Genomic DNA, 23,433 nt, shown 5'->3' with positions numbered 1-23,433 from the left:
GGCCAATGAACTAATGTTGGCGGCCCAATGCGTTGAGCCAGCCGATACGGCTGCGGAAAGACTGAACGGATGAATGTGATCGTTGTCGGCGCGGGCATTGCCGGTCTTTCCACCGCATGGTCGCTGGTCAAGGCCGGCCACAGCGTTTCCATCGTCGAGCAGGGGCCGATCCCCAATCCGCTGGCGGCATCGGGCGACCATCACCGCATCATTCGCCGTGCCTATCGGGCCGGTACCGGCTATGGCCGGCTGATCACCGAGGCGTATCAGGCCTGGGACGAGATGTGGGCCGATCTCGGCGAAAGCCACCTCGATGCGCGCGGCTTTGTCTGCATTTCGCGCGAGCCGGGCGACGAGGCCGAGGAATACCGCGAGGGCCTGGAGGAGGGTAATTTTCCGTTCGAATTGCTGGAGCCAGATGCAGCCGTGGAACGCTGGCCGTTCCTTGAAGACGGCTCGTTCCGCTATGCTTATTTTTCGACCGAGGGCGGCGCGCTGCATTGCCGCAAGATCGCCTCCGGCCTCGCCAAATGGCTGCGGACCAACGGCGCCAATGTCTACGAAAACAGCAAGGTCGTCGAAGTCGATACCGAAGCCGGTCACGTCGTGCTCGAAAGCGGCGAAACGATGCAGGCCGATCGCATCGTCGTCGCTGCCGGCGCCTGGGCGTTGAAACTGTTCCCCGAACTGGACGGCGAGTTGAAGACCTATCGGACAGCACTTGCCTATGTCGAACCGCCGGCCGACCTCAAGGCGGCCTGGCAGGCAGCACCGGTCGTCCTCGATATAGGCGGCACGGTCGACGGCTACGTGATCCCGCCCTCCGGCGGCGCCGGGATGAAATTCGGTTCCGGGCTGCACAGGGTGCCGACCAGCGACGCCGACTGGAACCGTGACCCGGTGCCGGGCGAGGGCGAGGCGATCCGCAACCTGTTTTCACCGCCGATCGCCCGCATCGATGAGTACGACGTGGCCGAGGTCGTCACCTGCGCCTACACCTTCACCGCCGACGAGAAATTCCTGGCGCATGAGAAGGGCAGATGCCTGATCGTCTCGGCCTGCTCCGGCCATGGCTACAAGTTCGGCGCGGCGGTCGGCCGGCGCGTTGCCGCCGCCATTGGTGATGGCGACATCGCCGGCCTGAAGGCATGGCTGCGGGCGGAGGTGGCCTGAACGGAGCCTCGTAAGACAGCGCGCTAGCCGGAGGCGTAAAAGAAAAGCGCTACCCCCGCGATCGTCAGAAAAAAGAAGAACGCCGCATAAGCGTAGTACTCATCGGGTCCAGACGGGCTTTTCCATCTTAGCGCCGCCGCATCGTACAGATTGTACCGCTGGAAGAGATAAGCCGCCGCAACACCGAAAGCGATGGCGATCCAGCCGAGGCTATCCATTGCAGTGCCTGGGAATATGCACGCGCCGCCAGCCGGATGAACCTTCGCGGACCACCACGCGCCGCGCGACGGTCTGGTAGGAGGCGGGAACATTGATGATGCGCCTTTGCTCCGGCTGCACCAGCACCTCCTCGGCAATGCTGTCGTATTGTGCCGGGGTGACGATGCGTCGTGTCCGTTCGGGCTGTATCACCACGGTCTCGGCGACACGCCCGTAGCGCGCCTTGTGCCAGATCTTGCACAGCACCTTGCGGCCATGGATGACGCGCCATTCCCAGGAATAGCCGCCATCATCGACCTGGACCGTGTGGTAGACGGTGCGGGTGACGGCAGGCACGACCTCGTAGGTCACTTGTGCCGGAACCGTCATCACCACGCGTTCGCGGGTGCCATAGATAGCGGGAACATAGTCGACCTGCTGGCCGGGCGGGCTGACCAGCACGTCTTCGTACACGGTGTCGTAGACAGCCGGCGTGCGGACCGGTTCATAGCATTCGACGGCGCGGCCGCCGGCCGCCGTTTGAGAAATCGTGCCGAGCATGGTCAGCCCGGCAATGGTGAAGCATGCGGTTTTCCTGAACATGACACTCCCCCTGTTGAACGGCACAATGACGGTTCAACGTTGGATTGTAGGGGAAGCGGTGTCTGGGGGAAGGGAATTTGCCGCATTTCGTTAAGCAATGCGGTTAAGAAATTGCTACGGATCGTGATGACGTCGCCGAACGATGACGACGCGGGGTCGATGAATCCCGCGAATGTAACCTTGATTCGACTTACCCAGATGGCTAGGAGGGGTCGGCCTTGCACAAGGATGAGCCGACATCCTATTTACAGAACAACGATCCAGAACCGATTCTGCCCGATCTGCCTGTCTTCCCGGCGCCGGAATCCCACCGCGAGATAAGAGACAATCCATGAAGAACCCCGTCGAAACCTACATGAACCTCGTTCCGATGGTGGTCGAACAGACCAATCGCGGCGAGCGGGCCTACGACATTTTCTCGCGCCTCCTCAAGGAGCGCATCATTTTCATCACCGGTCCGGTCGAGGACGGCATGGCGACGCTGGTCTGCGCGCAGCTTTTGTTCCTCGAAGCCGAGAATCCGAAGAAGGAAATCAACCTCTACATCAACTCGCCGGGCGGCGTCGTCACCTCGGGCATGGCGATCTACGACACCATGCAGTTCATCAAGCCGGCCGTGTCGACGCTCTGCATCGGCCAGGCGGCCTCGATGGGCTCGCTGCTCCTGACCGCCGGCCACAAGGACATGCGCTTCGCCACGCCGAACGCCCGCATCATGGTTCACCAGCCTTCCGGCGGCTTCCAGGGCCAGGCGTCCGACATCGAGCGCCATGCCCAGGACATCATCAAGCTGAAGCGTCGCCTCAACGAGGTCTACGTCAAGCACACCGGCAAAAGCTACGAAGAGATCGAGAAGACTCTCGACCGCGACCATTTCATGACCGCCGACGAAGCCAGGGATTTCGGCCTGATCGACAAGGTCATTTCGTCGCGCGAGGCGGCAGAAAGCGCTGTGGCATAAGGGCTAGTTGGCAGTTGGATGGCGGCATCACGCGCTTTTGGCGCATCTTGCGGCATTTCGGCCACAATTGGCTGTTCCCTCGGCGGACAGGATTGCCTACGTTAAGGCTATGTTGAGTTTCGGCGGCTTAGCTTTATGCGGGGCTGTCGCGAATCATTGCCACGTTTTCTGATTTGTGTTTCGTACGGAATGCGTTGCGGGAAAGCCGGGAGACTGGTGGCGGCGGATTCCCGCGATAGATAGAGTATGCGCCCTTTCAGCCAGACCATCGGCGGGCGGCCATGAAAGGACAGGAAAATGAGCAAGGTCGGCAACAACAGCGGCGATACCAAGAACACGCTCTACTGCTCGTTTTGCGGCAAAAGCCAGCACGAAGTGCGCAAGCTGATCGCCGGTCCGACGGTCTTCATCTGCGACGAGTGCGTCGAGCTCTGCATGGACATCATCCGCGAGGAGAACAAGACCTCGATGGTGAAGTCGCGCGAGGGTGTGCCGACTCCGCAGGAGATCCTCAAGGTTCTCGACGACTATGTCATCGGCCAGCCCTACGCCAAGCGCGTGCTGTCGGTGGCGGTCCACAACCACTACAAGCGCCTCGCGCATGCCGGCAAGAACAACGATGTCGAGCTGGCCAAGTCGAACATCCTGCTGATCGGCCCGACCGGTTGCGGCAAGACGCTGCTTGCGCAGACGCTGGCCCGCATCATCGACGTGCCCTTCACCATGGCTGATGCGACGACGCTGACCGAAGCCGGTTATGTCGGCGAGGATGTCGAAAACATCATCCTCAAGCTGTTGCAGTCGGCCGACTACAATGTCGAGCGGGCGCAGCGCGGCATCGTCTACATCGACGAGATCGACAAGATTTCGCGCAAGTCCGACAATCCCTCGATCACCCGCGACGTGTCGGGCGAGGGCGTGCAGCAGGCACTGCTGAAGATCATGGAAGGCACCGTCGCCTCCGTGCCGCCGCAGGGCGGCAGGAAGCATCCGCAGCAGGAATTCCTGCAGGTCGACACCGCCAACATCCTGTTCATCTGCGGCGGCGCCTTCGCCGGGCTGGACAAGATCATCTCGGATCGCGGCAGAAAAACCTCGATCGGCTTCGGCGCCATCGTCGCTTCTCCCGAGGATCGCCGCACCGGCGATGTCTTCCGCCTGGTCGAGCCCGAGGATCTCTTGAAATTCGGCCTTATCCCCGAATTTGTCGGCCGTCTGCCGGTTCTGGCGACGCTGGAGGATCTTGACGAGCCGGCGCTGATCCAGATCCTGACCGAGCCGAAGAACGCGCTGGTCAAGCAGTATCAGCGGCTGTTCGAGATGGAGAATGTCGACCTGACCTTCCACGAGAACGCCCTGTCGGCGATCGCCAAGCGCGCCATCGAGCGCAAGACCGGCGCGCGCGGCCTGCGCTCGATCATGGAAGCGATCCTGCTCGACACGATGTTCGAACTTCCCGCGCTCGAAGGCGTGCGCGAAGTGGTGATTTCGGAAGAGGTGGTGACCGGCAGCGCCCGGCCGCTCTACATCTATTCCGAACAGAAGGAAAAGAAGGGCAATGTCAGCGCCTGACATGAGCCCGCAGCGGAATTCTGAAACGGCGCCGCAAGGCGCCGTTTTGCTGTCGCGCAGGGTTTTGCGGCTGCGCCCGGTCTTGCCGTCGCAAATGTGTCACTTACGGGCAAGTTGGAGGAGTGGATTTGTACTGGCCCCTTGATCTTTGTGGATCGTGCATCCAACTAATTGGAGAAGGCCGAGGTGCCCGATTTCTGTGCTGTAAAACTCCCGTCACAAACGGTGGTAGGCGGAACGATCCCCGGTCGTTAATATAAGATTCGCGGTTGGCTGATTGGCGGCCGCGACATGAAAGGTTGGACAATGGCCAAAATATCCAAGGCTCCCAGCGACGGCGTCTTCGCAGTCCTCCCACTGCGCGACATCGTGGTGTTTCCGCACATGATCGTTCCGCTCTTCGTCGGGCGTGAAAAGTCGATCAAGGCGCTGGAAGAGGTGATGGGTCAGGAGAAGCAGATCCTGCTTGCCACCCAGATGAATGCCGCCGACGACGATCCCGAGCCCGATGCCATCTTTGACATCGGCACGCTCGCCAATGTGCTGCAATTGCTGAAGCTGCCCGACGGCACCGTCAAGGTTCTGGTCGAAGGCGCCTCGCGCGCGAAAATCGTCTCGTTCACCGACCGCCCCGACTTCCACGAGGCCCGCGCCACGGCGCTGGTCGAGCCGGAAGAGGAAGAGGTCGAGGTTGAGGCGCTGGCGCGCTCGGTCGTCACCGACTTCGAGAACTACGTCAAGCTGAACAAGAAGATCTCGCCCGAAGTGGTGGGTGCCGCCAGCCAGATCGACGACTATTCCAAGCTCGCCGACACGGTCGCTTCGCATCTCGCCATCAAGATTCCTGAAAAGCAGGAGATGCTGGCCACGCTCTCGGTCAAGGAGCGGCTGGAAAAGGCGATGGGCTTCATGGAAGCCGAAATCTCCGTCCTGCAGGTGGAGAAGCGCATCCGTTCGCGCGTCAAGCGCCAGATGGAGAAGACGCAGCGCGAATACTACCTCAACGAGCAGATGAAGGCGATCCAGAAGGAGCTCGGCGAGGGCGAGGACGGCCGCGACGAGGCTGCCGAGATCGAGGCGCGCATCAAGAAGACCAAGCTCTCCAAGGAAGCCCGCGAAAAGGCGGAAGCCGAGTTGAAGAAGCTGCGGACGATGTCGCCGATGTCGGCGGAATCGACCGTTGTGCGCAACTATCTCGACTGGATCCTGTCGATCCCGTGGGGCAAGAACTCCAAGGTCAAGCAGGACCTGGCTTTCGCGCAGAACGTGCTCGACACCGATCACTTCGGTCTCGACAAGGTCAAGGACCGCATCGTCGAGTACCTTGCCGTGCAAAGCCGCCAGAAGAAGCTGAAGGGGCCGATCCTGTGCCTCGTCGGCCCTCCCGGCGTCGGCAAGACCTCGCTCGGCAAGTCGATCGCCAAGGCGACCGGTCGCGAATTCATCCGCATGGCGCTCGGCGGCGTGCGTGACGAAGCCGAGATCCGTGGTCATCGGCGCACCTATATCGGCTCGATGCCCGGCAAGGTCATCCAGTCGATGAAGAAGGCGAAGAAGTCCAACCCGCTCTTCCTGCTCGACGAGATCGACAAGATGGGCCAGGACTTCCGCGGCGATCCGTCGTCGGCGCTGCTCGAGGTGCTCGATCCCGAACAGAACTCGACGTTCATGGACCATTACCTCGAGGTCGAATACGACCTGTCGAGCGTGATGTTCGTGACGACGGCGAACACGCTGAACATCCCTGCGCCCTTGATGGACCGCATGGAGATCATCCGTATCGCCGGCTACACCGAGGACGAGAAGATCGAAATCGCCAAGCGGCACCTGATGCCGAAGGTGGTGCGCGACCATGCCCTGCAGCCGAAGGAGTTCTCCGTCGGCGAGGACGCGATCCGCGCCATCATCCAGACCTACACCCGTGAAGCGGGCGTCAGAAGTCTGGAGCGCGAGCTGATGAAGCTCGGGCGCAAGGCGGTGACCGAGATCCTGAAGACGAAGAAGAAGACGGTGAACATCACGGCGGCGAACCTCGCCGATTACCTCGGTGTTCCGCGCTTCCGCTTCGGTCAGGTCGAGGCTGACGATCAGGTCGGTGTCGTTACCGGGCTTGCCTGGACGGAAGTCGGCGGCGAACTGCTGACGGTCGAAGGCGTCATGATGCCCGGCAAGGGCCGCATGACAGTGACCGGCAACCTGCGCGACGTGATGAAGGAATCGATTTCGGCGGCGGCCTCCTATGTCCGCTCGCGCGCCATCGATTTCGGCATCGAGCCGCCATTGTTCGACAAGCGCGACATCCACGTGCACGTGCCGGAAGGTGCGACGCCCAAGGATGGACCGTCGGCTGGCGTGGCGATGGCGACCGCGATCGTCTCGGTGCTGACCGGCATTCCGGTCAAGGCCGATGTGGCGATGACCGGCGAGATCACGCTGCGCGGCAGGGTGCTGCCGATCGGCGGCCTCAAGGAAAAGCTGCTTGCCGCTTTGCGCGGCGGCATCAAGAAGGTGCTGATCCCGGAAGACAACGCCAAGGATCTGGCGGAGATTCCGGACAACGTGAAGAACGGCATGGAAATCGTTCCGGTCGGACGGGTCGGTGAGGTGTTGCGCCATGCACTGGTGCGTATGCCGGAGCCGATCGAGTGGGTCGAACCGGTCAATCCTCCGGTCACGACGGACAGCACGGATGATGCCGGCAAGACGCTTGCACATTAGAGCGCCGCGCGTCCACTTGGACGCGCAAAGGACGCTCTAACACTTGAGACTTGCGCATGGTCCTTTCCGAAAACCGACTGCGGTTTTCGGGGCCGTGCGTTAGTTTTCGCTAAAGTTGCAGTGCACAAACAGAGAGCCGGGCTTCGCGCCCGGCTTTTTCATGTGAAAAACCCCGGAATTCCGGGCTTTTTCCGCTTTTTTCCCGGCTTTTCGACTTGGTTGCGGCAACGCTTCTTTCTAAAGTCCGTTTCCTGCCGGATGAGTCGTTAGTTCCGGTGTTCTCATGGAAGGGAATTTTTATGAACAAGAACGAACTGGTGTCCGCTGTCGCCGACGCCGCGAGCATTTCGAAGGGTGACGCGCAGTCGGCGGTCGATGCGGTATTTTCCGTGATCTCCGGCGAACTGAAGAAGGGCGGCGATGTCCGGCTTGTCGGCTTTGGCAATTTCACCGTGTCAAAGCGTGCGGCTTCGACCGGCCGCAACCCGCAGACCGGCGCCGAAGTCCAGATCCCGGCGCGCACCGTGCCGAAGTTCTCGGCCGGCAAGGGCCTCAAGGACGCAGTCAACTAAGCGCCTTTTTCTTTCAGAGACCTGAAAAGCCGGGCTTGCCCGGCTTTTCATTTTTGTGCCCGGAGGGACGTGCGGTCGCGCGCCCCGGAGCAAGCTATGCGGTGGGCGCCTCGGTGCGCATCAGGCCTTCCTGCTTGAGATCGGCCCAGAGTGCCGACGGCAGCTTCGCATTGAGCAACGAACGGTTGCTCTCGACTTCGCTAGGCCGCTGGCCACCGGGGATCACCGAGACCACCGAGGGGTGCAGTAGCGGGAATTGCAAGGCAGCCTCGATCAGCCTCACGCCATGGCGCTTGCAGACGCTCTCGATGCGGGCAACGCGCTCGATGATATCCTGTGGCGCCTCGGAGTAGTTGTAGTAAGCGCCCGGCTTCGGCCCGGTTGCCAGGATGCCGGAGTTATAGGGTCCGCCGAGAACGATGCCGATGCCGCGCGCCTGGCAGAGCGGCAGGAAGGATGCCAGCGCCTCCTGTTCCAGCAGCGTATAGCGCCCGGCAAGCAGGAACAGGTCGAAGTCGCCGCGCTCGGCCAGCGTCTGGGCAACCTGCCACTCATTGATGCCGCCACCGAACGCCTTGATCACGCCCTGGTCGCGAAGCGCCAGCAGCCCGTAATAGCCCGAGCGCATGAACTCCTCGATGCGCCGGTCGGACGCTTCCTTGCTGCCATGGGTGAAGATGTCGACATCATGCACGAAGAGGATGTCGATACGGTCGACGCCGAGGCGCTCGAGCGAGGCTTCGAACGAACGTATGACGCCGTCATAGCTGTAGTCGTAAACTTCGCGACGCGACGGCGTGTCGAAGAATTTGCCGATGCCGGTGCGCTCTTCTGGCGGGCAGGCGCGCATGATACGGCCGACCTTGCTCGACAGCACATAGTCATCGCGCTTCTTGGTGCGCAGGAACGGGTTGAGCCGCGTTTCCGACAGGCCGAGCCCGTAGAGCGGCGCGGTGTCGTAGTAACGGCAGCCGGTCGCCCAGGCGGCCTCCAACGTGGCGTTGGCGTCCTCGTTTGAGACGGCACGGTAGAGGTTGCCGAGCGGCGCGGTGCCGAAGCCGAGCTCGGTAAAAGTGATGCCGCCATTGCCGATGCGGTCGAAATGCCGTGTCTTCATATCCTGCTGTTTGCCTCACTTGATTTGTCTGACATGACACTATCATGCCTCTGGCTCGGCAAAAGCGTCGCGGACCGTTGGACACGTATTTTCGCGATTGATAGCATGAGCAAAATCAAGCTGTTCATGGAAGCAAGAGCGGCAATCCCCAGGGTGGTTTCGATGGCAGGTTTGCGGTGAGCGGCAACAACGAAAACCCGTTCAAGACCGCGCTTGGCGAACTCGGCAGCGTGTTGGCACACGTCGACGAGAGCCGGATCGACGCTGCCTGCAAGATGCTGGCCGACGCCAGGCAGATCGTCGTCTATGGCTGTGGGCGTGAAGCCTTGCAGGTCAAGGGCTTTGCCATGCGGCTCTATCATCTCGGCCTGCCGGTCTCGGTGGTCGGCGATATGAACACGCCGCCGCTGGGGACTGGCGATGTCTTTCTGGCCAGTTCAGGGCCGGGAGAAACCTCGACCGTGCTGACCTTGATGCAGGTCGCGCACGACGCCGGCGCGATCAACCTGCTGCTGACCGCCCAAGCCGAAAGCAGCGCGGCAAAGCGCGCCGATTTCAGCCTGCTCATCCCGGCGCAGACCATGGCCAACGACCAGGGGACCAAAAAAACGTCGGTGCTGCCAATGGGCTCGGTGTTCGAGGGCGCGCTGTTCCTGCTGTTCGAGGTGATGGTGCTGAAGCTTAGGGATTTGATCGGCGCGTCGCCGGAAGCGATGCGCGCCCGCCACACCAACATGGAATAGATCATGCGCTACGAACTGATGCTGCCACACCAGATCCGCAAGGCGATCGCCGAGAACTGGCCGGTCGCATTGCCGCTTGGCGTGCTCGAATATCACGGTGAGCACATGGCCGTCGGCATGGACACGCTGGCCGTCATCAAGATGCTGGAGCTGTTCGAGAAGGAGCGTGACATCGTCATCCTGCCGCCCTTCTACTATGGCGCGGCGAGCTACGCGGTGGCGGCGCCGGAGGGCAGTGGCTCGGTGCAGGTCGGCGGCAACGCGCTGGCGTCCTTCGGCGAAGAGCTGTTCTACAGCCTGCTGCGCATCGGCTTTCGCAACATCCACGCGATCATCCACCACCAGACCGAGAATTTCGCCGCCGGCATGCCGACCGATCTCGCCTTCAAGACCGCCGGCCGGCAAGCTATCTTCCGCTTCCTTGAAAAGGAACGCGGCGAGGGTTGGTGGGGCTCGGAGGCGATGGCCAGCTACTATGCCGAGCACGCCGAGGGCGGCAATTTCTTCAACTGGGTGCAGGTGCATCCGCTGATGTCGGCGGCAATGAAGTACCCCTTCGACCATGCCGGCATCGGCGAGACCTCGCTGATGCTGGCGTTATGCCCGGAGGCTGTCGATGCCAGTCACTTCGAAGACAACAAAAGCTGGTACACGGCGACCGCCAAGGATGCTTCTGCCGAGCTCGGGCAGAAGGGCGTCGCCATGATCATGGATCATCTGCGCGCGACGCTCTTGGCTTAGTGTGGCTCCCCCTTCTTCCACAGGGGGAGAAGGGAAGACGGAGCGGTTTATTTCACCGCTCCGGCAGTCATGCCCATGATCAGATAACGTTCGAGCGCGATGCCGATGACGGCCAATGGCGCTATTGCCGCCGTGGCAAGCGCTGCCATCGACCACCAATTGATTCCTTGCGAGCCGGTCTGGCTTGCCACCATGACCGGAATTGTCTTGGCGTCGGTTGAGGTCAAAAGGGCGGCGAAGAAATACTCGTTCCAGCACAGCACCATCGCCAGGATGAAGGCGGCGACCATGCCCGGAAGTGCGATCGGCATGACTATGCGGAAGAAAGCGCCCCAGATCGACAGCCCGTCGACGAGCGCCGCTTCCTCGAGCTCGACAGGTATGGAATTGAACTGGTCGCGCATGATCCAGATGACGATCGGCAGCACCATCAGCGTGTAGAGCAGGATCAGCCCGACGCGCGTGTCGAGCAGGCCGACTTCCCGGTAGAGCACCAGGAAGGGCAAAGCCAGCACCACCGGCGGCAGGATCAGCTGCGACAGGAAGAAGAACGAGATGTCCTCGTTCTTGAACCAGGCGAAATGGTAGCGGTAGCGGGTAAGCCCGTAGGCGGCGAGGCTGCCGATGACGATGGCGAGGCTCGATGCGCCGACCGAGGTGATCACCGAATTCATGAAGCGCTTGAGGAATTCCTCGCGCACGGTCGAGGTCTGGAAGATCGAGTCCGGCGACAGACCGAGCGAGCGCCAGCCCTTCCAGTCCGGCTGGAAGTCGACGAAGGGGATGAGATGGCCCTGGGTGACGTCGACCGCTGTCTTGAACGAGGTCGTGATCGTCCAGTAGATCGGGAACAGGCAGATGAACGCCCAGAAGACGAGCGCGCCATAGATGAAAACGCGGCTGGCGAAGAAGCTCGCCGGCGAGCGGATCTCTGATGCAACGTATTCGGTGGTCTGGACGCTCATCTGGCTCAATTCACATTGCGGACGAAACGGCTGGCGAACTTTAGCAGCCACGTGACGAATACGACGATGATGATCAGGTACACCATCGCCAGCATGGTTCCGTAGCCGACATTCGAGCGGTCGCGATATTCGCGATAGATGAAGCTCGACACGGAATCAGTGGCGCCGCCCGGGCCGCCCGACGTCACCGTGATGATGATGTCGGCGAGCTTCAGCTTGAAGATGATGCGCAGGATCACTGCCGTCACCGACACCGGCAGCATCAGCGGAAAAGTGACCTGCCAGAAGGTCTGCCACGCATTGGCACCGTCAACCCGCGCCGCTTCGAGTATCTCACGCGACATTGCCTGCAGGCCGGCCAGCAGCATGATCATCATGAACGGGATGAAGGTCCAGGCATCCAGCACCATGATCGAGATACGGGCGATGATCGGGTCGCTGAAGAAGGCCGGGTTTTCCCAGCCGAGATAGCGCGCCAGTGTAGAAGCCGGCCCGAAGCGATATTCCATCAGCGACTTGCCGACCATCCACGACACCGCGACCGGCGACAGCATCAGTGGCATCAGGAAGACGACGCGGAAAAACTTGCGCGCCCGGATCTGCGAGTTGAGCAACAGCGCCAATCCGAAGGCAATCACGTATTCGACCAGCACGGCAAGCACATAGAGCACCATGTTAAACAGCGCATTGCGATAGTAGGGATCGCTCAGCATCTGCCAGAAATTCGCGAGCCCGTTGAATTTGCGGCCGCTGAAGGAGCTGAGGTTCCAGTCGGTGAGCGCGATGTAGAAACCGAACAGCGTCGGGAAGATCACCATGGCAATGGTGAACAACAGCGCCGGCAGCAGGAAAAGCGCTCGCTGGCCATCCTCGCCGCGCGTCAGCACCTGGCCGATGCCGATTGCCACGCCCCACAGCACATAGGCGTAGACGACTGGGCGCCAGGTTTCGAAGCCGACAGTGTCGGCTTCGGTCTTGTACAGGATCTCCAGCGCGATCACCGCCAGCAGCCCGAGAGTTGCAGCAGCCATCAAAGCCCAGCCAAAGCGTTTGCGGCTCGGTGAAATCAGATCGTAAGGGGCGGCGTCCGCCGGCCACGCATTGGTGGGCAAAGTCTGGTTAGCCACGCGTCCCGTCCGTTCACAGAAGGCCCTTTGCCGGCCGGTCAGGGTCCGGCGGCGGCTCTGAGCCGCCGGACCCTGGTTCACTATAGTATCAGCCTACATGCCGAGCGACGCCTTGTAGAGCTTGATCTGCTTTTCGCGGCCGATCTGGTCGGTCAGCTTCTCCCAGGCCGCCGCAATGGCATCGGCGCCTTCCTGCGCCTTCATCTTGCCGGCGAAGGTGTTGGCCAGGATGTCCTCGGCGGCGCTGTAGTACTGGAAGATGCCGGGGATGCGTGGCTCGATCGCCGCGTTGGGATGGTTGTAGGAGTCGCCCTCCGACTTGAGGTACGAGGTGATGAAAGCCTCGTCGTAACCTGCCGCCACCCATTCCGGAATGTCGAAGTGGGAGTTGCGGTAGGGCTGGAAGCCCGACGGATACATGGCCGTCCAGATCGACAGGTCCTTGCCGCCGAGATGGGCGGCAGCGGACCATGCCGCCTTCTTCTTCTTTTCGTCGGCATCGACGCGCGCCATGACATAGACGCCCCAGCCGAGATAGGCGCAGTTCGGCGAGTAGTTCGGCCCGCTGGCGAGCTTGTCCCAGGCGCCTGTCTTGGAATTATAGACGTCATCCGAACCCGGCAGGATCGAGAAGCCGGTGACGTCGCCGATGACCGAGGAATCGTTGGTCTTGACGTTGGAACCGATGTCGCCCCACCAGGGGATCATCGAACCGGTACCGGCCAGGAACTGCTGGAACCCAGTGGTGTTCGGGTCGGCGTTGATCTGGTCGGCCGGTTCCGAAGGCAAGGCGTCGATGACATCCTGGATGGCGCGCACCCAGGCCGGATTGTTGATGCGCGGCTTCATCGTGTCGGCGTCGAACAGCCAGGCCTTGTCATCGGGATGCTTGGCATAGGCGGAGGCGCGGCTGCCAAGGAAGTAGAAGCCGAAACCGCCCCAGGGCTTGGGCGCATCGAGATAGCCGTAAACGTCCTGGCCCTTGAACTTCTTGCCCTTGAGGAACTTGGTGACCGTCTGGACCTGTTGCCAGGTCTTCGGCACGCCCCACTCGCCTTCACCGCCGCCATCCTTCCAGGCCTTGGCGAGGTCGGCGTCGGCGAACACGTCGGTGCGGTAGTTGAAGTTGTGCGCGTCGCCGTCAATCGTCACGCGATACTGCTTGCCGTCCCAGGTGCCGACGGGCGGCTTGAGGTAGTTGACGAGGTCGTCGAAATCGATCTGCGTCTTGACCCAGTCGGGCATCTCGGACGTGAGGCCCTTGCCGCAGACATCGCCTTCGAACGGCGCGCCCATCTCGATGATGTCGAAATCGACGGTGCCGGTAGCGATCGACTGCTGCAGGCGGGCGTTGTAGTCGGCCTGCGCCAGATCGATCCAGCTGATCTTGGCGCCGGTGTAGGCTTCCCATGGCTTCAGGAAGCCGCGGAACAGCACATTGTGCAGGTTCTGGTTGTTGAGGCCCATGAAGGTCAGCTCGACGCCGGCGAATTCGCCTTCCTTGACGTTGGCCTTGGTCGCCTCGAGGCAGAGTTCACCGACCTTCTGGAAATCGGCGTCGGTCGGCTGCCCTTTGCCAACGCCCGGGATCTGCAGGATCTTCGAGCGCAGTTCGCTTGCCGCGGAAGCAGGGCGCGTCAAGGCGCCGAGCCCGGCGCCGGATGCGGCCGCGATTGCGGCCATACTGGCCGCACCCTTCAATATGTCGCGCCTCGTGGCGCCGGCACGGACCAGTTTATCGTAAAGACCTGTTCTCATCGACTATTCCTCCCAGAAACATCTGCGTGAATGGATATGGCCAACCTTGTCGGACGCTGGAGCGCCAACGATTCTCCCGGCTCGGAAACGAACTACGCAGGACCCCACCTGCTTGATTGAAGTTCCGATTTTGCGGATCGGGCAACCAGCTTTCGGACCAGCGCCCACCACTATTCTCACAACCAAACGCCGTGTCAACGAGAACAGGTTTTTATCTATAAGAGACTGACTTGCCCTGACCGGTCGCGTTGGTTAGCTTCTGCGTCTACGGCCGATGGAGCCGATGGGGGAGATATGGCTCAAGTCGCAATCAGCAAGGTGGCCAAAGCGTTTGGAACGGTCAAGGTTCTGCACGAAGTCAGCGTCGACATTGCCGACGGACAGTTCGTGGTGCTGGTTGGCCCTTCGGGTTGCGGCAAGTCCACGCTGCTCAGAATGGTGGCCGGGCTGGAGACCATCTCGGGTGGCACGATCGCCATCGGCGACCGCATCGTCAATCATTTGCCGCCGGCCAAGCGCGACATCGCCATGGTGTTCCAGAACTATGCGCTCTATCCGCACAAGACGGTCGAACAGAACATGGCCTTTGCCCTCAAGCTGCGGAAAACCGATCCGGCCGTGGTCGCCGAGCGGGTCAAGCGCGCCGCCGACATCCTCGACCTCAATCCCTATCTGAAGCGCTATCCCCGGCAGCTCTCCGGCGGCCAGCGCCAGCGTGTGGCGATGGGCCGCGCCATCGTGCGCAATCCGCAGGTGTTCCTGTTCGACGAGCCGCTGTCCAATCTCGACGCCAAGCTGCGCGTGCAGATGCGCACCGAGATCAAGGAACTGCACCAGCGGCTGAAGACCACCACCATCTACGTCACCCACGACCAGATCGAGGCCATGACCATGGCCGACAAGATCGTCGTCATGCGCGACGGCCGCATCGAGCAGGTCGGCGCGCCGCTGGAGCTGTTCGACCGGCCGGCCAATCTGTTTGTTGCGGGCTTCATCGGCTCGCCTTCGATGAACCTGCTCAAGGGCGTCATGCGCAAGGGCGACAAAGCCGGTGTCGAGATCGCCGGCACACTGTTCCCGATTGCACCAGACAATGGAGCGCAGGACGGGCAGGCCGTCGTCTACGGCGTGCGGCCGGAACATCTCGAGATCCATCCCGATGGCGTGCCGGCGAAGATTTCGGTGGTCGAGCCGACCGGCTCGGAAACGCTGGTCTTCCTGCGCTTCGGCGAAGGCGAGATGGTGGCATTGTTTCGCGAGCGCCACGACTTCAAGCCTGGCGACACGCTCAAGCTGAAGCCGCGGCTCGACCAGATCCATCTTTTCGACGCCGAGACCGGCAAGCGTCTCTGATCTCAAACGACTTTACGAGGAATACCATGCTCAAAGGGATCGATCCGTTGCTCAATGCCGATGTGCTGCAGGCACTGCGGGCGATGGGCCATGGCGATGATTTGATCATCGCCGACACCAACTTCCCGTCCGATTCGGTGGCGCGCCAGACGGCGCTCGGCCGCCTGCTGCGCATCGATGCGCCGGCCGCCGAGGTGGTCAAGGCGGTGCTGTCGCTTTACCCGCTGGATACATTCGTCGATGACTCCGCCGCGCGCATGGAGGTTGTCGGCAAGCCGGACGAGATTCCGCCCGTGCAGAAGGAAGTGCAGAAGGAAATCGACAAGGCCGAAGGCAAATCGTGGCCGATGCTTGCGGTCGAGCGCTACGCTTTCTACGAGCGTGCCAAGCAGGCCTATTGCGTCATCCAGACCGGTGAGCGCCGCTTCTATGGCTGCTTCGCCTTCCGCAAGGGCGTTGTGCCGCCGGACGCGGAGTAGCGGCATGGCCTCTAGCAAGCCTGTCGTCATCCTTGGTGTGTTCGTCGCCGACACCGCCTATCGCGCCGATCGCCAGCCGCGCATGGGCGAGACGATCCTCGGCAACTCATTCAAGCTGGGTCCGGGCGGCAAGGGCTCGAACCAGGCGGTCGCCGCCGGCAAGCTCGGCGCCGACGTCACTTTCCTCACCCGCCTCGGCGTCGATCCTTTCGCCGACATGGCGAGGCAAACCTGGGCGCAGGCGGGCGTCAAGAATGCCGTCATCGACACGCCGGAAAGCTATACCGGTGCCGCCTACATCTTCGTCGATGAGACGACCGGCAACAACGCCATCATCGTCAGCCCCGGCGCGGCGATGTTGATCTCACCAGCCGATATCGAAGCCAATGCCGGGCTGATCGGCAGTGCCGGCGTATTTGTCACCCAGCTCGAACAGCCGATCGAAGCCGCGCTGCGGGCGCTGGAGATCGCACGCGGGGCAGGGGTGACGACCATCCTTAATCCGGCCCCGGCGGCAAGACTTCCCGACCGCATCTACACGCTGTGTGATTATCTCACGCCCAACGAGACGGAGGCGGAGGAACTGACCGGGATGAAGGTCTCCTCGATCGATGAGGCGCGCGCCGCCGCCGGAAAGCTGCTGGAAAAGGGCGTCGGCACCGTCATCGTCACGCTCGGCGACAAGGGTGCGCTTTTGCACTCGAAGAATCGCTCCGAGCACGTTCCCGTCATCAATGCAGGCCCGGTGGTCGAGACCACAGGGGCGGGCGATGCCTTCAACGGTGGCCTCGCCGCCGCGCTGTCGCGAGGCGTGGAGCCGCTGCAGGCGGTGCGTTTCGCCTGCGCCGTCGCCGGTATTTCCGTGACGCGACCCGGCACCGCGCCGTCGATGCCGACGCTGCAAGAAGTCGAGGCGCTGCTGGCCAAGGGGTGAGATCGGCTTGGTGGATCGCTGACGCTGTCAAACCAAGCTGTGCTTAAGACTTTGAGCCCTATGATTTTTGCGAACGCAAGCTTGTGGAGATCCTGCGCAAGGGCCCCGTGATGCGCCAGCTTCTGGACTGATACAACGCTGCGATTTTCATTTGGCATGCTTGCAGCGTTTGTTCGATCTCGTCCTTCTCATTCCTTGCACCCGAAGCGGCGCTCCGTAGCTCGGCGTTGCTTTGGTGAGCCAGATCGAGCTCATTGCGCAGCCTCGAGATTTCCGGTTGCAACGCAGCTTCCTTGTTGCTCGCGTCCGAAGCGGCCCGCTGTAGCTCGGCATTGCCTTGCTGAGCCAACCGCAGCTCATTGCGCAGCCTCGCGTTTTCAGACTGCAACGTCGCTTTCTCGGCCTCAGCGCCTGCAAGCATCGGTCGCATCGTTTGGACATCCTCCCAGGCCAGCCGTGCCACCAGATCGCAGACGGCACGGCGAATCTGCTCGCTCCAGGCTGCGGGGTCGGCGCGCATGAGGCGCGAATACTCGTATTGTTCCTTGCTGGCGTTCGGTATCCAGACGCGCAAGGCTGAAGGCCACCAGCCCGCTCTGTCGGCGATGTCGAGAAACGTGGCCAGTTGCGATGCCTGGGAGTGACGCGAGTTCTTCCACTTGGCGCTGAAATGCAGGACGGTTGGAACGCGGCAATAAATGAGGGGATTGCGCGGGTTCTCGCGCATGAGTCGCCGCCATAATTGCCAATCCCCGGCCGATGCGACGTCTTCCGGCCACACATCTCGCGAAGGCAGGCAATCAGCCCGATACAGGAAGCAACTGGCAGGTATCGTGTTGCCGACCTCCGTGAACACCCTGAACTCGTCGGCCAGCTCCAGATTGGTCAGGAAAGGTGCTGCGATGCCATCGGTGGAAACCCACAGCGCCTGACTGTACGCGATGGCAGCCCCACCTTTGAGACCATCCGCCAGGATCTCAAAATGATCCGGAAACAGGAGATCGTCGTCGGCCGCAAAGCCAATCAGGTCGCCGCGTGCCTCGCGCAGTGCGATATTGCGGTTCGCGTAGCCATAGTTCGGCGCCTTGGGCAAATCGAAGAAGCGGATGCGGGCGTCCTGAAAAGCGTCGACCACCTCGGCCGTGCCGGGCGCGCAGCCGTCGCCGACAACCAGGAGCTCAAAGTCCTCGACAGTCTGATCCAGCACCGACTGGATGGCCAAGCCGATGACGTCGACGCGCGAATGCGTCGGCATCAGGATGGAAATGCGCGGCTTGCTCACCATCCCTTCGCACTGCCGAAATCATAGGGAATGAGATCGGTGTCGATGGGCAGTCGGTATTTGTCGGGATTTGAATGGTCGTACTGTATCGTTGGAAAATTGATGACGACCACTTCGGACGTTCCGATATTTCGGTCGGCATGCCAGACAAACTTTGGAACATTGACCAGGCGTGGACGATCGCCGGAGAGGTAAACCTTCGAAATCTTGCCGTATGTGCTGGATTCGGGGCGAGGGTCATAAAGGACCAGTTCCAACTCGCCGCTGACGACAAAATAGCGATCCTCGTGCAGCTTGTGCAGGCCCCAGCCCTTCACCAGCCCGGGGCGAATTGTGAAGATGTAGGAAAAGACGAGCGGGTCGGCATGCCAGCCCCAGCGCGGGTCATAGACCTCCGTGACGCTGCCGCGGTCATCATTGTGTCGGATGCTGTCGAAAAACGACATGCCGTCTACCAGAGGCGCAGTGCTTTGCCGCTGCTCGTCGAGAGTGCGTTGATCCTGCTGAGCCGCGGCAAGTGTGGATTCGAGAATATTTGGATGGGCATCCGTATCGTGGCTCATGAATGATTCCCGCAGGTTGGCCGGTTGGGATCGGATCGTCGTGACTGGAGAGCACGCTCCATAGCCGAGGTATTTTTTACAGTCGAGGCACGAGTTTCCTTGGTGCTCAGACACATGGATACCATACGTCTTCCGGGCCAACGCACGGGCAGCGTCAGGTCGCCTTACAAACCATCGGACTTGGATTCGAACAATCCAAGTCTCCTCATTCAGGAAGATTTTTTGACAACAACGTCGACATTTCTCCAAAGCCAAGGGCTTGTTACCCTTGGGAGAAATGGCGCGAGTGACGGGGCTCGAACCCGCGACCTCCGGCGTGACAGGGCAGGTCAGAACCTCTTTCCGCTGCTTAGAAGCGCCCAGGACGCGCGAGGCGCTTCGGAGGTGTAGGAAAGGGGAAGCGCCTGGGTCGCTTTCGAGGCTTTATGCCCAGAATGTGTCCCAGGCGTAGAGGTCGTAGATATACTCCCGGCCCTCCATCACCTTGCCGTTCTTGATGTCAAAGACGATGCAACAGAGCACATCCATCTGTTTGCCGTTCCGCTCCCCGGTATCGCGATGGACGGCGACCACCGATCCGTCCTCGCTCTCCGTTACGTTCAAGAGATTGGATTTAAAGGTCCCGCGAGTTTCGCTCCCCAACCGGCCGAAGTAGCCAAAAATCGCTTCGTGGCCCTTGTAGTTTCCGGCGAACGAACTCTTCCCCGGACTATGCCATATGCAGGACTCGTCGATCATTTGCGTGAGCGTGTCCTTGTCTCCTGAGTTGAACACCGCATAACCGCGCCGTACGAGGTCGGAGTTCTGATTTCCTGGCGTCACGTCTGCCATAACTTCCTCCCGTTGCTGATCCAAGCGTGCTGGGTCGCGTGAGAGCCTGAAGGGCGTCGGCCCAACTCATATCAGCAACATACACCCCGACACGGTGCGGACGCTACGTGGTGCATGAAACAGAAGCCGGCTGGCAACCTTGCGCCCATGCAAGGGCGATGGCGCGCTTAATCCAGGCCAGCGAGGAGGCGCCAGGAAGCGCGAGGCGTCTCTCCGCTGTAGGACAGCGGGCCGGCAGAAACGCGCATTGGCGGCCCTCCGGGGGGCCTTGCGGAATCGACACAGCCGAACCCCTGGGACCGCGTGGCTCGAAATCTTCCGCAATTGCAAATTGATGTTCTGAGATAGCCAATTGGTCGGGGGGCTCCTTGCCAGCGTGCCATTTCGGAACATCGTCTTTCCGGCACAGCTCTTGCTATCTGATCATCGCCGGCTTTTGCCGGTACGGGAGTCGCCAGGTGGTGGAAGTGTTGGGGGTTAGCCCCCCGGCGGCTCTGGTGGAGGGACGCCCGATGATGCCCGAGGCCCTGCCTGGTGCTCAAATCGCATTGATACTGATGGCTCTGCCCTTCATTGGCCTTGCCATCGCAGTGATCTTTCAACTTTGCCGCTTTGGCTGGCAACACCGGGTGGTACGGAAGCGATGGTTTGGGCGCCACGCCAACAGATATCAAAAGCGCCGCGCGCAACTTGAGGAATCAGACCGGTGACGACCTACGTTGTGTCAGTCACTGCGGAGCTTCGACGGTAATCTTGATCGCGGCGTAGTAAGCCGCAACATTGGCGATGTCTTCATCGCTCAGGTTCTTGACGACCGACGACATCATTTGACTCTTGCGCTGTCCGATCTTGTAAGCCATCAGCGAGTGGACGAGATACTCGTACTTCTGCCCGGAGATATTGGGCGTGTAAGACAGTTTGCCGATGCCATCCTTGCCGTGGCACACTTGGCATTGCGTCATGACTTTCTGGCCGGCGATGCTGTCGCCTGCTGCCTGCACAAATGACGAGGTGACCACGAGGGCAGCCAGGCCAAGGATCAAACCACGCATACTATGCGCCCGGACGTGTCGAGTAAGTTTCTTGATCATCGAAGTCCTCCCACAGTTCGCGGCCTTTTCCCCTTTGGCGTGACGCAGAAATTAACTGCCGGTGCATCGCGCGAGTCCAGCAATTGGGGATTGTGTAAAACGATATACTCCGCAATCGCGCCTACATTTCGTTGTTTTCGATGATGCCGGCCTCGCCGTCGGGCAGGACGGCGGGCGCCGCCGACTTCCTTAGCCTCACCCCAGCGCCGCCGCCATTCTCGGGGATGAACTCGACGCCGGCAGATTCGAGGGCGGCGCGGATCTTCTCCACGCTGCTTACACGGGCGTCCTGGCCAGCTTCAAAGCGATTGACAGTGTTGCCTCCGACACCGGCCGCTTTGGCTAGGTCGAGGGTGCTCCAATTGAGGGCTGCGCGCCCCATACGGCATTGAACTGGCTTCATGTGGTGTTTTTATCACCAAAAGTCATTGACATCAACAGTCCCCGGTAATACCGTTAGTGGTGTAAATATCACCATTAGGGAGTTCAACCCATGCCGAACACATCTGTTCGGGCTGCCGCCGAAGGCATGCCCAATATCAACCGCCGCCGCCTGCTCAATCTGACCGGGGCGGGGCTCGCTCTCGCCGCAACTGCAATGGCTACGAAGCCATCTGTCGCCGCACCTACCAGCCAGGTTGCCGAACTCGAAGCCGCATTCCATGCCGAATGGGCAACGCTCCGCTCCTTGGAGCCGGCGCTGAATGCGGCCGAGCTACGTTATATGGCTGTCAGGAGTAAGCGACCCGTCATGGGCGAGATGACAGCGGAGGAACTCGAAACGCTTCGCAAGACCGCTGTCGCTGATCTCGCAAAGATGCCACCGAGCCGCGCCAGCGTAGAACATGCCGAGGCCCTTCGCGCCTATAACAAGGCCGATGCTGCTGCTCGCCGCAAGACGGGCTTTGGCAAGCTCGATAAAGCATATGCGAAGGCCACGCACCGCACTTCGGACGCGGCCAGCGCGCTCCTTCGCTGTCCGGCCGCGACGCTTCACGACCTTGCCGCCAAGGTTCGGGTGCATCGCGTCTGGGAATACGACGGGCAGGACTTCAACTTCATCATGGACGACATAGCGCGTGTCGCCGGGAAACGGGGTGTCGTATGAACGCCGCTGCGCCTGTCGCGTCGGATCCCCCGATTGTTTGCGTCAGCGTGCAGGAGTATGCTGTTTCGCCGCCGAAAACGGCAAGATTTTCCAGGAGGAACCGATGTTAGCCTCCGACCTAACGAAATTTATCGAGCAGGATCATCTGGCTCTGGATGCCTTCGTAAAGGGCGATCCTGAGCCCTTGAAAAACCTCTACTCGCGACAGGACGACGTCATTATTGCCAATCCCTTTGGCCCGCCGGCGAAGGGATGGAGAAAGGCCGCAGAGATCATGGAACGGGCCGCCACCAATTACCGGCACGGCAAGGCCATCGGCTTTGATCGCATCTCGGAGTATGCGACGGCCGACTTGGGATACATCATCGAGGTCGAGCGGCTCCAATCCAAGGTCGGTGGTGGCAACAAACTGGTGCCGATTGCGCTTCGAGTCACCACCATATTCCGGCGGGAGGAAGGCGGGTGGAGGATCGTCCTTCGTCATGCCGATCCGATAACCTCGGCACGCCCGCCGACGTCCATTGTCGGGGAGTAGAAAGACCAAAGTGCGCAAAAGCTTCGCCCCCGCAAGGGCGCCGCTACATTTCGTTGTTTTCGATGATGCCGGCTTCGCCTCCTCGCCGATATATCTTTCAGCCGACGGAACGTTTGTATCTCGCCCGGTGTTATCACGATGATCCCCCGCACAGGGATCATATAGGGCCTTGCCCCTCTTGGCCCTAGTTTGAGTCCGCTGTCTCCCCGGCAGCGGACCTGACGCATTTCCTTCTATTTCCGCAGCCTCAATAGGACGGCACTTGCCGGCGCCACCGATATCAGGAATATAATCCTTTCGTTGCGGCGAACCCCTTCAACGGAGATCGCCAAATGGCCAGAACCAAACTTTCCAAGCAGCTTTCAGAGGCTGAAATCGAGCGCTTCCTCGCGGAGGCGGAACGCCTTCACAAGAGCATCGTCCAGCCGCTTCTATCGCCTACCAGCGAGCATTACCGGGCGCTGCAAAGCACCCATGAGGCGCTGTTGAAGACGGTCAAGGACATCACCGGCAAGGATGCGCCGTTCATTCAATGGTCTGACGGGTCCGGTGCGGCCTCCTACGGCTGGGTAGCGCCGCGCAGTTAAGTCACACGCCTGGCGCTGCTGCCCCTACATCCTGATCTCGACATACGACAACAGGTAAAGGATCGCCATGGTCGCTGTCACGAGTACGACCCATAAGCCTAAGCTGCTCATGCCTCCTCACTTCCCGGCGGCTCGCTGTTGGGCAGGGTGTTGGGATGTAGGGATGCCGGCCCAAGGCGCAGAAAAGGTCCGCCACAAGCACTAGCTAATATAACCGAGATGCAGACGCCTATGGTGTGATCGCGGAACCTCCCGGGCTTAGGCGCTCGCGTCCGTCGCAGGTTTGATCCACTGGCTTGGTTGGTTTGTCAGGAACCTATCACTCCTCCGTGGCGGGCTTTTTTATTTGATCAGGGAACCAACCTCCAGCCGCGCCGTTTGTGTCGGGCGCTGCCGGAAACTTGCACACAGGCCCTTCCGGC

General features: G+C 61.0%; 25 protein-coding genes. 14 read left to right on the top strand and 11 right to left on the bottom strand.

From position 1 onward, the window contains the following. The first annotated feature begins 69 nt into the window (after window positions 1-69). Window positions 70-1,173 carry an NAD(P)/FAD-dependent oxidoreductase gene (locus B5V02_RS19080; RefSeq protein WP_111545687.1) on the top strand — a complete coding sequence of 368 codons (1,104 nt, stop codon included), beginning with the start codon at window positions 70-72 and terminating at the stop codon, window positions 1,171-1,173. Between the two features lie 23 nt (window positions 1,174-1,196). Here B5V02_RS19080 and B5V02_RS19075 read toward each other — a convergent pair whose 3' ends face one another. Continuing rightward, window positions 1,197-1,391, bottom strand: a complete 195-nt coding sequence (locus tag B5V02_RS19075) for a hypothetical protein (RefSeq protein WP_111545686.1) — start codon at window positions 1,389-1,391, stop codon at window positions 1,197-1,199. Continuing rightward, entirely contained in the window at window positions 1,384-1,974 is a 591-nt protein-coding gene (locus B5V02_RS19070; protein ID WP_111545685.1) for a hypothetical protein, read from the bottom strand. Before B5V02_RS19070 ends, B5V02_RS19075 begins: the two co-directional genes overlap by 8 nt. A gap of 331 nt (window positions 1,975-2,305) precedes the next feature. Here B5V02_RS19070 and clpP point away from each other — a divergent pair, with 331 nt between their 5' ends. The 4 genes from clpP (at window position 2,306) to B5V02_RS19050 (ending at window position 7,797) form a co-directional block, all read left to right on the top strand. Beyond that, entirely contained in the window at window positions 2,306-2,935 is a 630-nt protein-coding gene (clpP, locus tag B5V02_RS19065) for an ATP-dependent Clp endopeptidase proteolytic subunit ClpP (protein WP_111545684.1), read from the top strand. Window positions 2,936-3,232: 297 nt separating this feature from the next. After that, on the top strand, window positions 3,233-4,507 hold the full coding sequence (gene clpX / locus B5V02_RS19060; RefSeq protein WP_111545683.1) for an ATP-dependent Clp protease ATP-binding subunit ClpX: 1,275 nt from the start codon (window positions 3,233-3,235) through the stop codon (window positions 4,505-4,507). A 306-nt stretch (window positions 4,508-4,813) separates the two neighbouring features. Beyond that, on the top strand, window positions 4,814-7,225 hold the full coding sequence (gene lon, locus B5V02_RS19055) for an endopeptidase La (RefSeq protein ID WP_111545682.1): 2,412 nt from the start codon (window positions 4,814-4,816) through the stop codon (window positions 7,223-7,225). A 299-nt stretch (window positions 7,226-7,524) separates the two neighbouring features. Continuing rightward, on the top strand, window positions 7,525-7,797 hold the full coding sequence (locus B5V02_RS19050) for an HU family DNA-binding protein (RefSeq protein ID WP_027143628.1): 273 nt from the start codon (window positions 7,525-7,527) through the stop codon (window positions 7,795-7,797). 94 nt (window positions 7,798-7,891) lie between these two features. On the opposite strand, the gene B5V02_RS19045 is transcribed toward B5V02_RS19050, so the two are convergent. Further along, window positions 7,892-8,914, bottom strand: a complete 1,023-nt coding sequence (locus tag B5V02_RS19045) for an aldo/keto reductase (RefSeq protein ID WP_111545681.1) — start codon at window positions 8,912-8,914, stop codon at window positions 7,892-7,894. Window positions 8,915-9,090: 176 nt separating this feature from the next. Between B5V02_RS19045 and B5V02_RS19040 the strand changes: the two genes are divergently transcribed. Together B5V02_RS19040 and B5V02_RS19035 are read left to right on the top strand one after the other, a co-directional pair. Beyond that, window positions 9,091-9,657 carry an SIS domain-containing protein gene (locus tag B5V02_RS19040; protein WP_111545680.1) on the top strand — a complete coding sequence of 189 codons (567 nt, stop codon included), beginning with the start codon at window positions 9,091-9,093 and terminating at the stop codon, window positions 9,655-9,657. Window positions 9,658-9,660: 3 nt separating this feature from the next. Continuing rightward, a complete protein-coding gene (locus tag B5V02_RS19035; protein ID WP_111545679.1) occupies window positions 9,661-10,398 on the top strand; it encodes a creatininase family protein in 738 nt (245 codons plus the stop codon). A 47-nt stretch (window positions 10,399-10,445) separates the two neighbouring features. On the opposite strand, the gene B5V02_RS19030 is transcribed toward B5V02_RS19035, so the two are convergent. From B5V02_RS19030 to B5V02_RS19020, 3 genes are all read right to left on the bottom strand, one after another. Then, entirely contained in the window at window positions 10,446-11,363 is a 918-nt protein-coding gene (locus tag B5V02_RS19030) for a carbohydrate ABC transporter permease (protein WP_111545678.1), read from the bottom strand. 5 nt (window positions 11,364-11,368) lie between these two features. Next, on the bottom strand, window positions 11,369-12,490 hold the full coding sequence (locus B5V02_RS19025; protein ID WP_111545677.1) for a carbohydrate ABC transporter permease: 1,122 nt from the start codon (window positions 12,488-12,490) through the stop codon (window positions 11,369-11,371). Between the two features lie 93 nt (window positions 12,491-12,583). Next, a complete protein-coding gene (locus B5V02_RS19020) occupies window positions 12,584-14,248 on the bottom strand; it encodes an ABC transporter substrate-binding protein (protein WP_111545676.1) in 1,665 nt (554 codons plus the stop codon). Between the two features lie 294 nt (window positions 14,249-14,542). On the opposite strand from B5V02_RS19020, the gene B5V02_RS19015 reads away from it, so the two are divergent. The 3 genes from B5V02_RS19015 to rbsK are packed head-to-tail and all read left to right on the top strand — an operon-like array spanning window position 14,543 to window position 17,014. Beyond that, entirely contained in the window at window positions 14,543-15,601 is a 1,059-nt protein-coding gene (locus tag B5V02_RS19015; protein WP_111545675.1) for an ABC transporter ATP-binding protein, read from the top strand. A 26-nt stretch (window positions 15,602-15,627) separates the two neighbouring features. Next, entirely contained in the window at window positions 15,628-16,080 is a 453-nt protein-coding gene (locus tag B5V02_RS19010; RefSeq protein WP_111545674.1) for an RbsD/FucU family protein, read from the top strand. A gap of 4 nt (window positions 16,081-16,084) precedes the next feature. After that, window positions 16,085-17,014 carry a ribokinase gene (gene rbsK / locus B5V02_RS19005; RefSeq protein ID WP_111545673.1) on the top strand — a complete coding sequence of 310 codons (930 nt, stop codon included), beginning with the start codon at window positions 16,085-16,087 and terminating at the stop codon, window positions 17,012-17,014. A gap of 58 nt (window positions 17,015-17,072) precedes the next feature. Here rbsK and B5V02_RS19000 read toward each other — a convergent pair whose 3' ends face one another. The 3 genes from B5V02_RS19000 to B5V02_RS18990 form a co-directional block, all read right to left on the bottom strand. Continuing rightward, window positions 17,073-18,299 (bottom strand): glycosyltransferase family 2 protein, encoded by a 1,227-nt coding sequence (locus B5V02_RS19000; RefSeq protein ID WP_111545672.1) that lies wholly within the window; start codon window positions 18,297-18,299, stop codon window positions 17,073-17,075. Further along, window positions 18,293-18,859: a polysaccharide biosynthesis C-terminal domain-containing protein gene (locus B5V02_RS18995; protein ID WP_111545671.1), complete on the bottom strand. Its 567-nt coding sequence runs from the start codon at window positions 18,857-18,859 to the stop codon at window positions 18,293-18,295. Before B5V02_RS18995 ends, B5V02_RS19000 begins: the two co-directional genes overlap by 7 nt. Before the next feature lie 423 nt (window positions 18,860-19,282). Then, window positions 19,283-19,690 (bottom strand): nuclear transport factor 2 family protein, encoded by a 408-nt coding sequence (locus B5V02_RS18990; protein WP_111545670.1) that lies wholly within the window; start codon window positions 19,688-19,690, stop codon window positions 19,283-19,285. 512 nt (window positions 19,691-20,202) lie between these two features. Between B5V02_RS18990 and B5V02_RS41150 the strand changes: the two genes are divergently transcribed. Beyond that, complete coding sequence (locus B5V02_RS41150; protein ID WP_146606094.1) at window positions 20,203-20,400, top strand: hypothetical protein; 198 nt, start codon at window positions 20,203-20,205, stop codon at window positions 20,398-20,400. 18 nt (window positions 20,401-20,418) lie between these two features. Here B5V02_RS41150 and B5V02_RS18980 read toward each other — a convergent pair whose 3' ends face one another. Both B5V02_RS18980 and B5V02_RS18975 read right to left on the bottom strand, forming a co-directional pair. Continuing rightward, the gene (locus B5V02_RS18980) at window positions 20,419-20,781 is read right to left on the bottom strand and encodes a c-type cytochrome (RefSeq protein ID WP_245446017.1); all 363 of its coding nucleotides are present in this window, start codon (window positions 20,779-20,781) and stop codon (window positions 20,419-20,421) included. A gap of 121 nt (window positions 20,782-20,902) precedes the next feature. Further along, the gene (locus tag B5V02_RS18975) at window positions 20,903-21,184 is read right to left on the bottom strand and encodes a helix-turn-helix domain-containing protein (protein WP_111545667.1); all 282 of its coding nucleotides are present in this window, start codon (window positions 21,182-21,184) and stop codon (window positions 20,903-20,905) included. A 90-nt stretch (window positions 21,185-21,274) separates the two neighbouring features. Here B5V02_RS18975 and B5V02_RS18970 point away from each other — a divergent pair, with 90 nt between their 5' ends. The 3 genes from B5V02_RS18970 to B5V02_RS18960 all read left to right on the top strand — a co-directional run bounded on the left by B5V02_RS18970 (window position 21,275) and on the right by B5V02_RS18960 (window position 23,011). Next, the gene (locus B5V02_RS18970) at window positions 21,275-21,889 is read left to right on the top strand and encodes a hypothetical protein (RefSeq protein ID WP_146606093.1); all 615 of its coding nucleotides are present in this window, start codon (window positions 21,275-21,277) and stop codon (window positions 21,887-21,889) included. Window positions 21,890-21,992: 103 nt separating this feature from the next. Then, complete coding sequence (locus tag B5V02_RS18965; RefSeq protein WP_111545665.1) at window positions 21,993-22,424, top strand: YybH family protein; 432 nt, start codon at window positions 21,993-21,995, stop codon at window positions 22,422-22,424. Window positions 22,425-22,756: 332 nt separating this feature from the next. Further along, on the top strand, window positions 22,757-23,011 hold the full coding sequence (locus B5V02_RS18960; protein WP_167458563.1) for a hypothetical protein: 255 nt from the start codon (window positions 22,757-22,759) through the stop codon (window positions 23,009-23,011). Window positions 23,012-23,433: the final 422 nt, after the last annotated feature.

This window comes from Mesorhizobium kowhaii, assembly GCF_003253745.1.
Classification (GTDB): domain Bacteria; phylum Pseudomonadota; class Alphaproteobacteria; order Rhizobiales; family Rhizobiaceae; genus Mesorhizobium; species Mesorhizobium kowhaii.
The sequence above is the reverse complement of the archived record's forward strand: the minus strand, read 5'-3'. Positions and strand labels throughout refer to the sequence as shown.

Excerpts from the sequence above, each read along its gene's own strand:
- B5V02_RS18995 (WP_111545671.1), bottom strand. The coding sequence starts at position 18,859 with ATGAGCCACGATACGGATGCCCATCCAAATATTCTCGAATCCACACTT.
- clpX (WP_111545683.1), top strand. The coding sequence starts at position 3,233 with ATGAGCAAGGTCGGCAACAACAGCGGCGATACCAAGAACACGCTCTAC.
- B5V02_RS19010 (WP_111545674.1), top strand. The coding sequence starts at position 15,628 with ATGCTCAAAGGGATCGATCCGTTGCTCAATGCCGATGTGCTGCAGGCA.
- lon (WP_111545682.1), top strand. The coding sequence starts at position 4,814 with ATGGCCAAAATATCCAAGGCTCCCAGCGACGGCGTCTTCGCAGTCCTC.
- B5V02_RS19075 (WP_111545686.1), bottom strand. The coding sequence starts at position 1,391 with ATGGATAGCCTCGGCTGGATCGCCATCGCTTTCGGTGTTGCGGCGGCT.
- B5V02_RS19035 (WP_111545679.1), top strand. The coding sequence starts at position 9,661 with ATGCGCTACGAACTGATGCTGCCACACCAGATCCGCAAGGCGATCGCC.
- B5V02_RS19080 (WP_111545687.1), top strand. The coding sequence starts at position 70 with ATGAATGTGATCGTTGTCGGCGCGGGCATTGCCGGTCTTTCCACCGCA.
- B5V02_RS19015 (WP_111545675.1), top strand. The coding sequence starts at position 14,543 with ATGGCTCAAGTCGCAATCAGCAAGGTGGCCAAAGCGTTTGGAACGGTC.
- B5V02_RS19030 (WP_111545678.1), bottom strand. The coding sequence starts at position 11,363 with ATGAGCGTCCAGACCACCGAATACGTTGCATCAGAGATCCGCTCGCCG.
- B5V02_RS19070 (WP_111545685.1), bottom strand. The coding sequence starts at position 1,974 with ATGTTCAGGAAAACCGCATGCTTCACCATTGCCGGGCTGACCATGCTC.
- B5V02_RS19000 (WP_111545672.1), bottom strand. The coding sequence starts at position 18,299 with ATGGTGAGCAAGCCGCGCATTTCCATCCTGATGCCGACGCATTCGCGC.
- B5V02_RS18970 (WP_146606093.1), top strand. The coding sequence starts at position 21,275 with ATGCCGAACACATCTGTTCGGGCTGCCGCCGAAGGCATGCCCAATATC.
- B5V02_RS19050 (WP_027143628.1), top strand. The coding sequence starts at position 7,525 with ATGAACAAGAACGAACTGGTGTCCGCTGTCGCCGACGCCGCGAGCATT.
- B5V02_RS18980 (WP_245446017.1), bottom strand. The coding sequence starts at position 20,781 with ATGATCAAGAAACTTACTCGACACGTCCGGGCGCATAGTATGCGTGGT.
- B5V02_RS19045 (WP_111545681.1), bottom strand. The coding sequence starts at position 8,914 with ATGAAGACACGGCATTTCGACCGCATCGGCAATGGCGGCATCACTTTT.
- clpP (WP_111545684.1), top strand. The coding sequence starts at position 2,306 with ATGAAGAACCCCGTCGAAACCTACATGAACCTCGTTCCGATGGTGGTC.
- B5V02_RS18975 (WP_111545667.1), bottom strand. The coding sequence starts at position 21,184 with ATGAAGCCAGTTCAATGCCGTATGGGGCGCGCAGCCCTCAATTGGAGC.
- B5V02_RS19020 (WP_111545676.1), bottom strand. The coding sequence starts at position 14,248 with ATGAGAACAGGTCTTTACGATAAACTGGTCCGTGCCGGCGCCACGAGG.
- rbsK (WP_111545673.1), top strand. The coding sequence starts at position 16,085 with ATGGCCTCTAGCAAGCCTGTCGTCATCCTTGGTGTGTTCGTCGCCGAC.
- B5V02_RS18990 (WP_111545670.1), bottom strand. The coding sequence starts at position 19,690 with ATGGCAGACGTGACGCCAGGAAATCAGAACTCCGACCTCGTACGGCGC.
- B5V02_RS18960 (WP_167458563.1), top strand. The coding sequence starts at position 22,757 with ATGGCCAGAACCAAACTTTCCAAGCAGCTTTCAGAGGCTGAAATCGAG.
- B5V02_RS41150 (WP_146606094.1), top strand. The coding sequence starts at position 20,203 with ATGATGCCCGAGGCCCTGCCTGGTGCTCAAATCGCATTGATACTGATG.
- B5V02_RS18965 (WP_111545665.1), top strand. The coding sequence starts at position 21,993 with ATGTTAGCCTCCGACCTAACGAAATTTATCGAGCAGGATCATCTGGCT.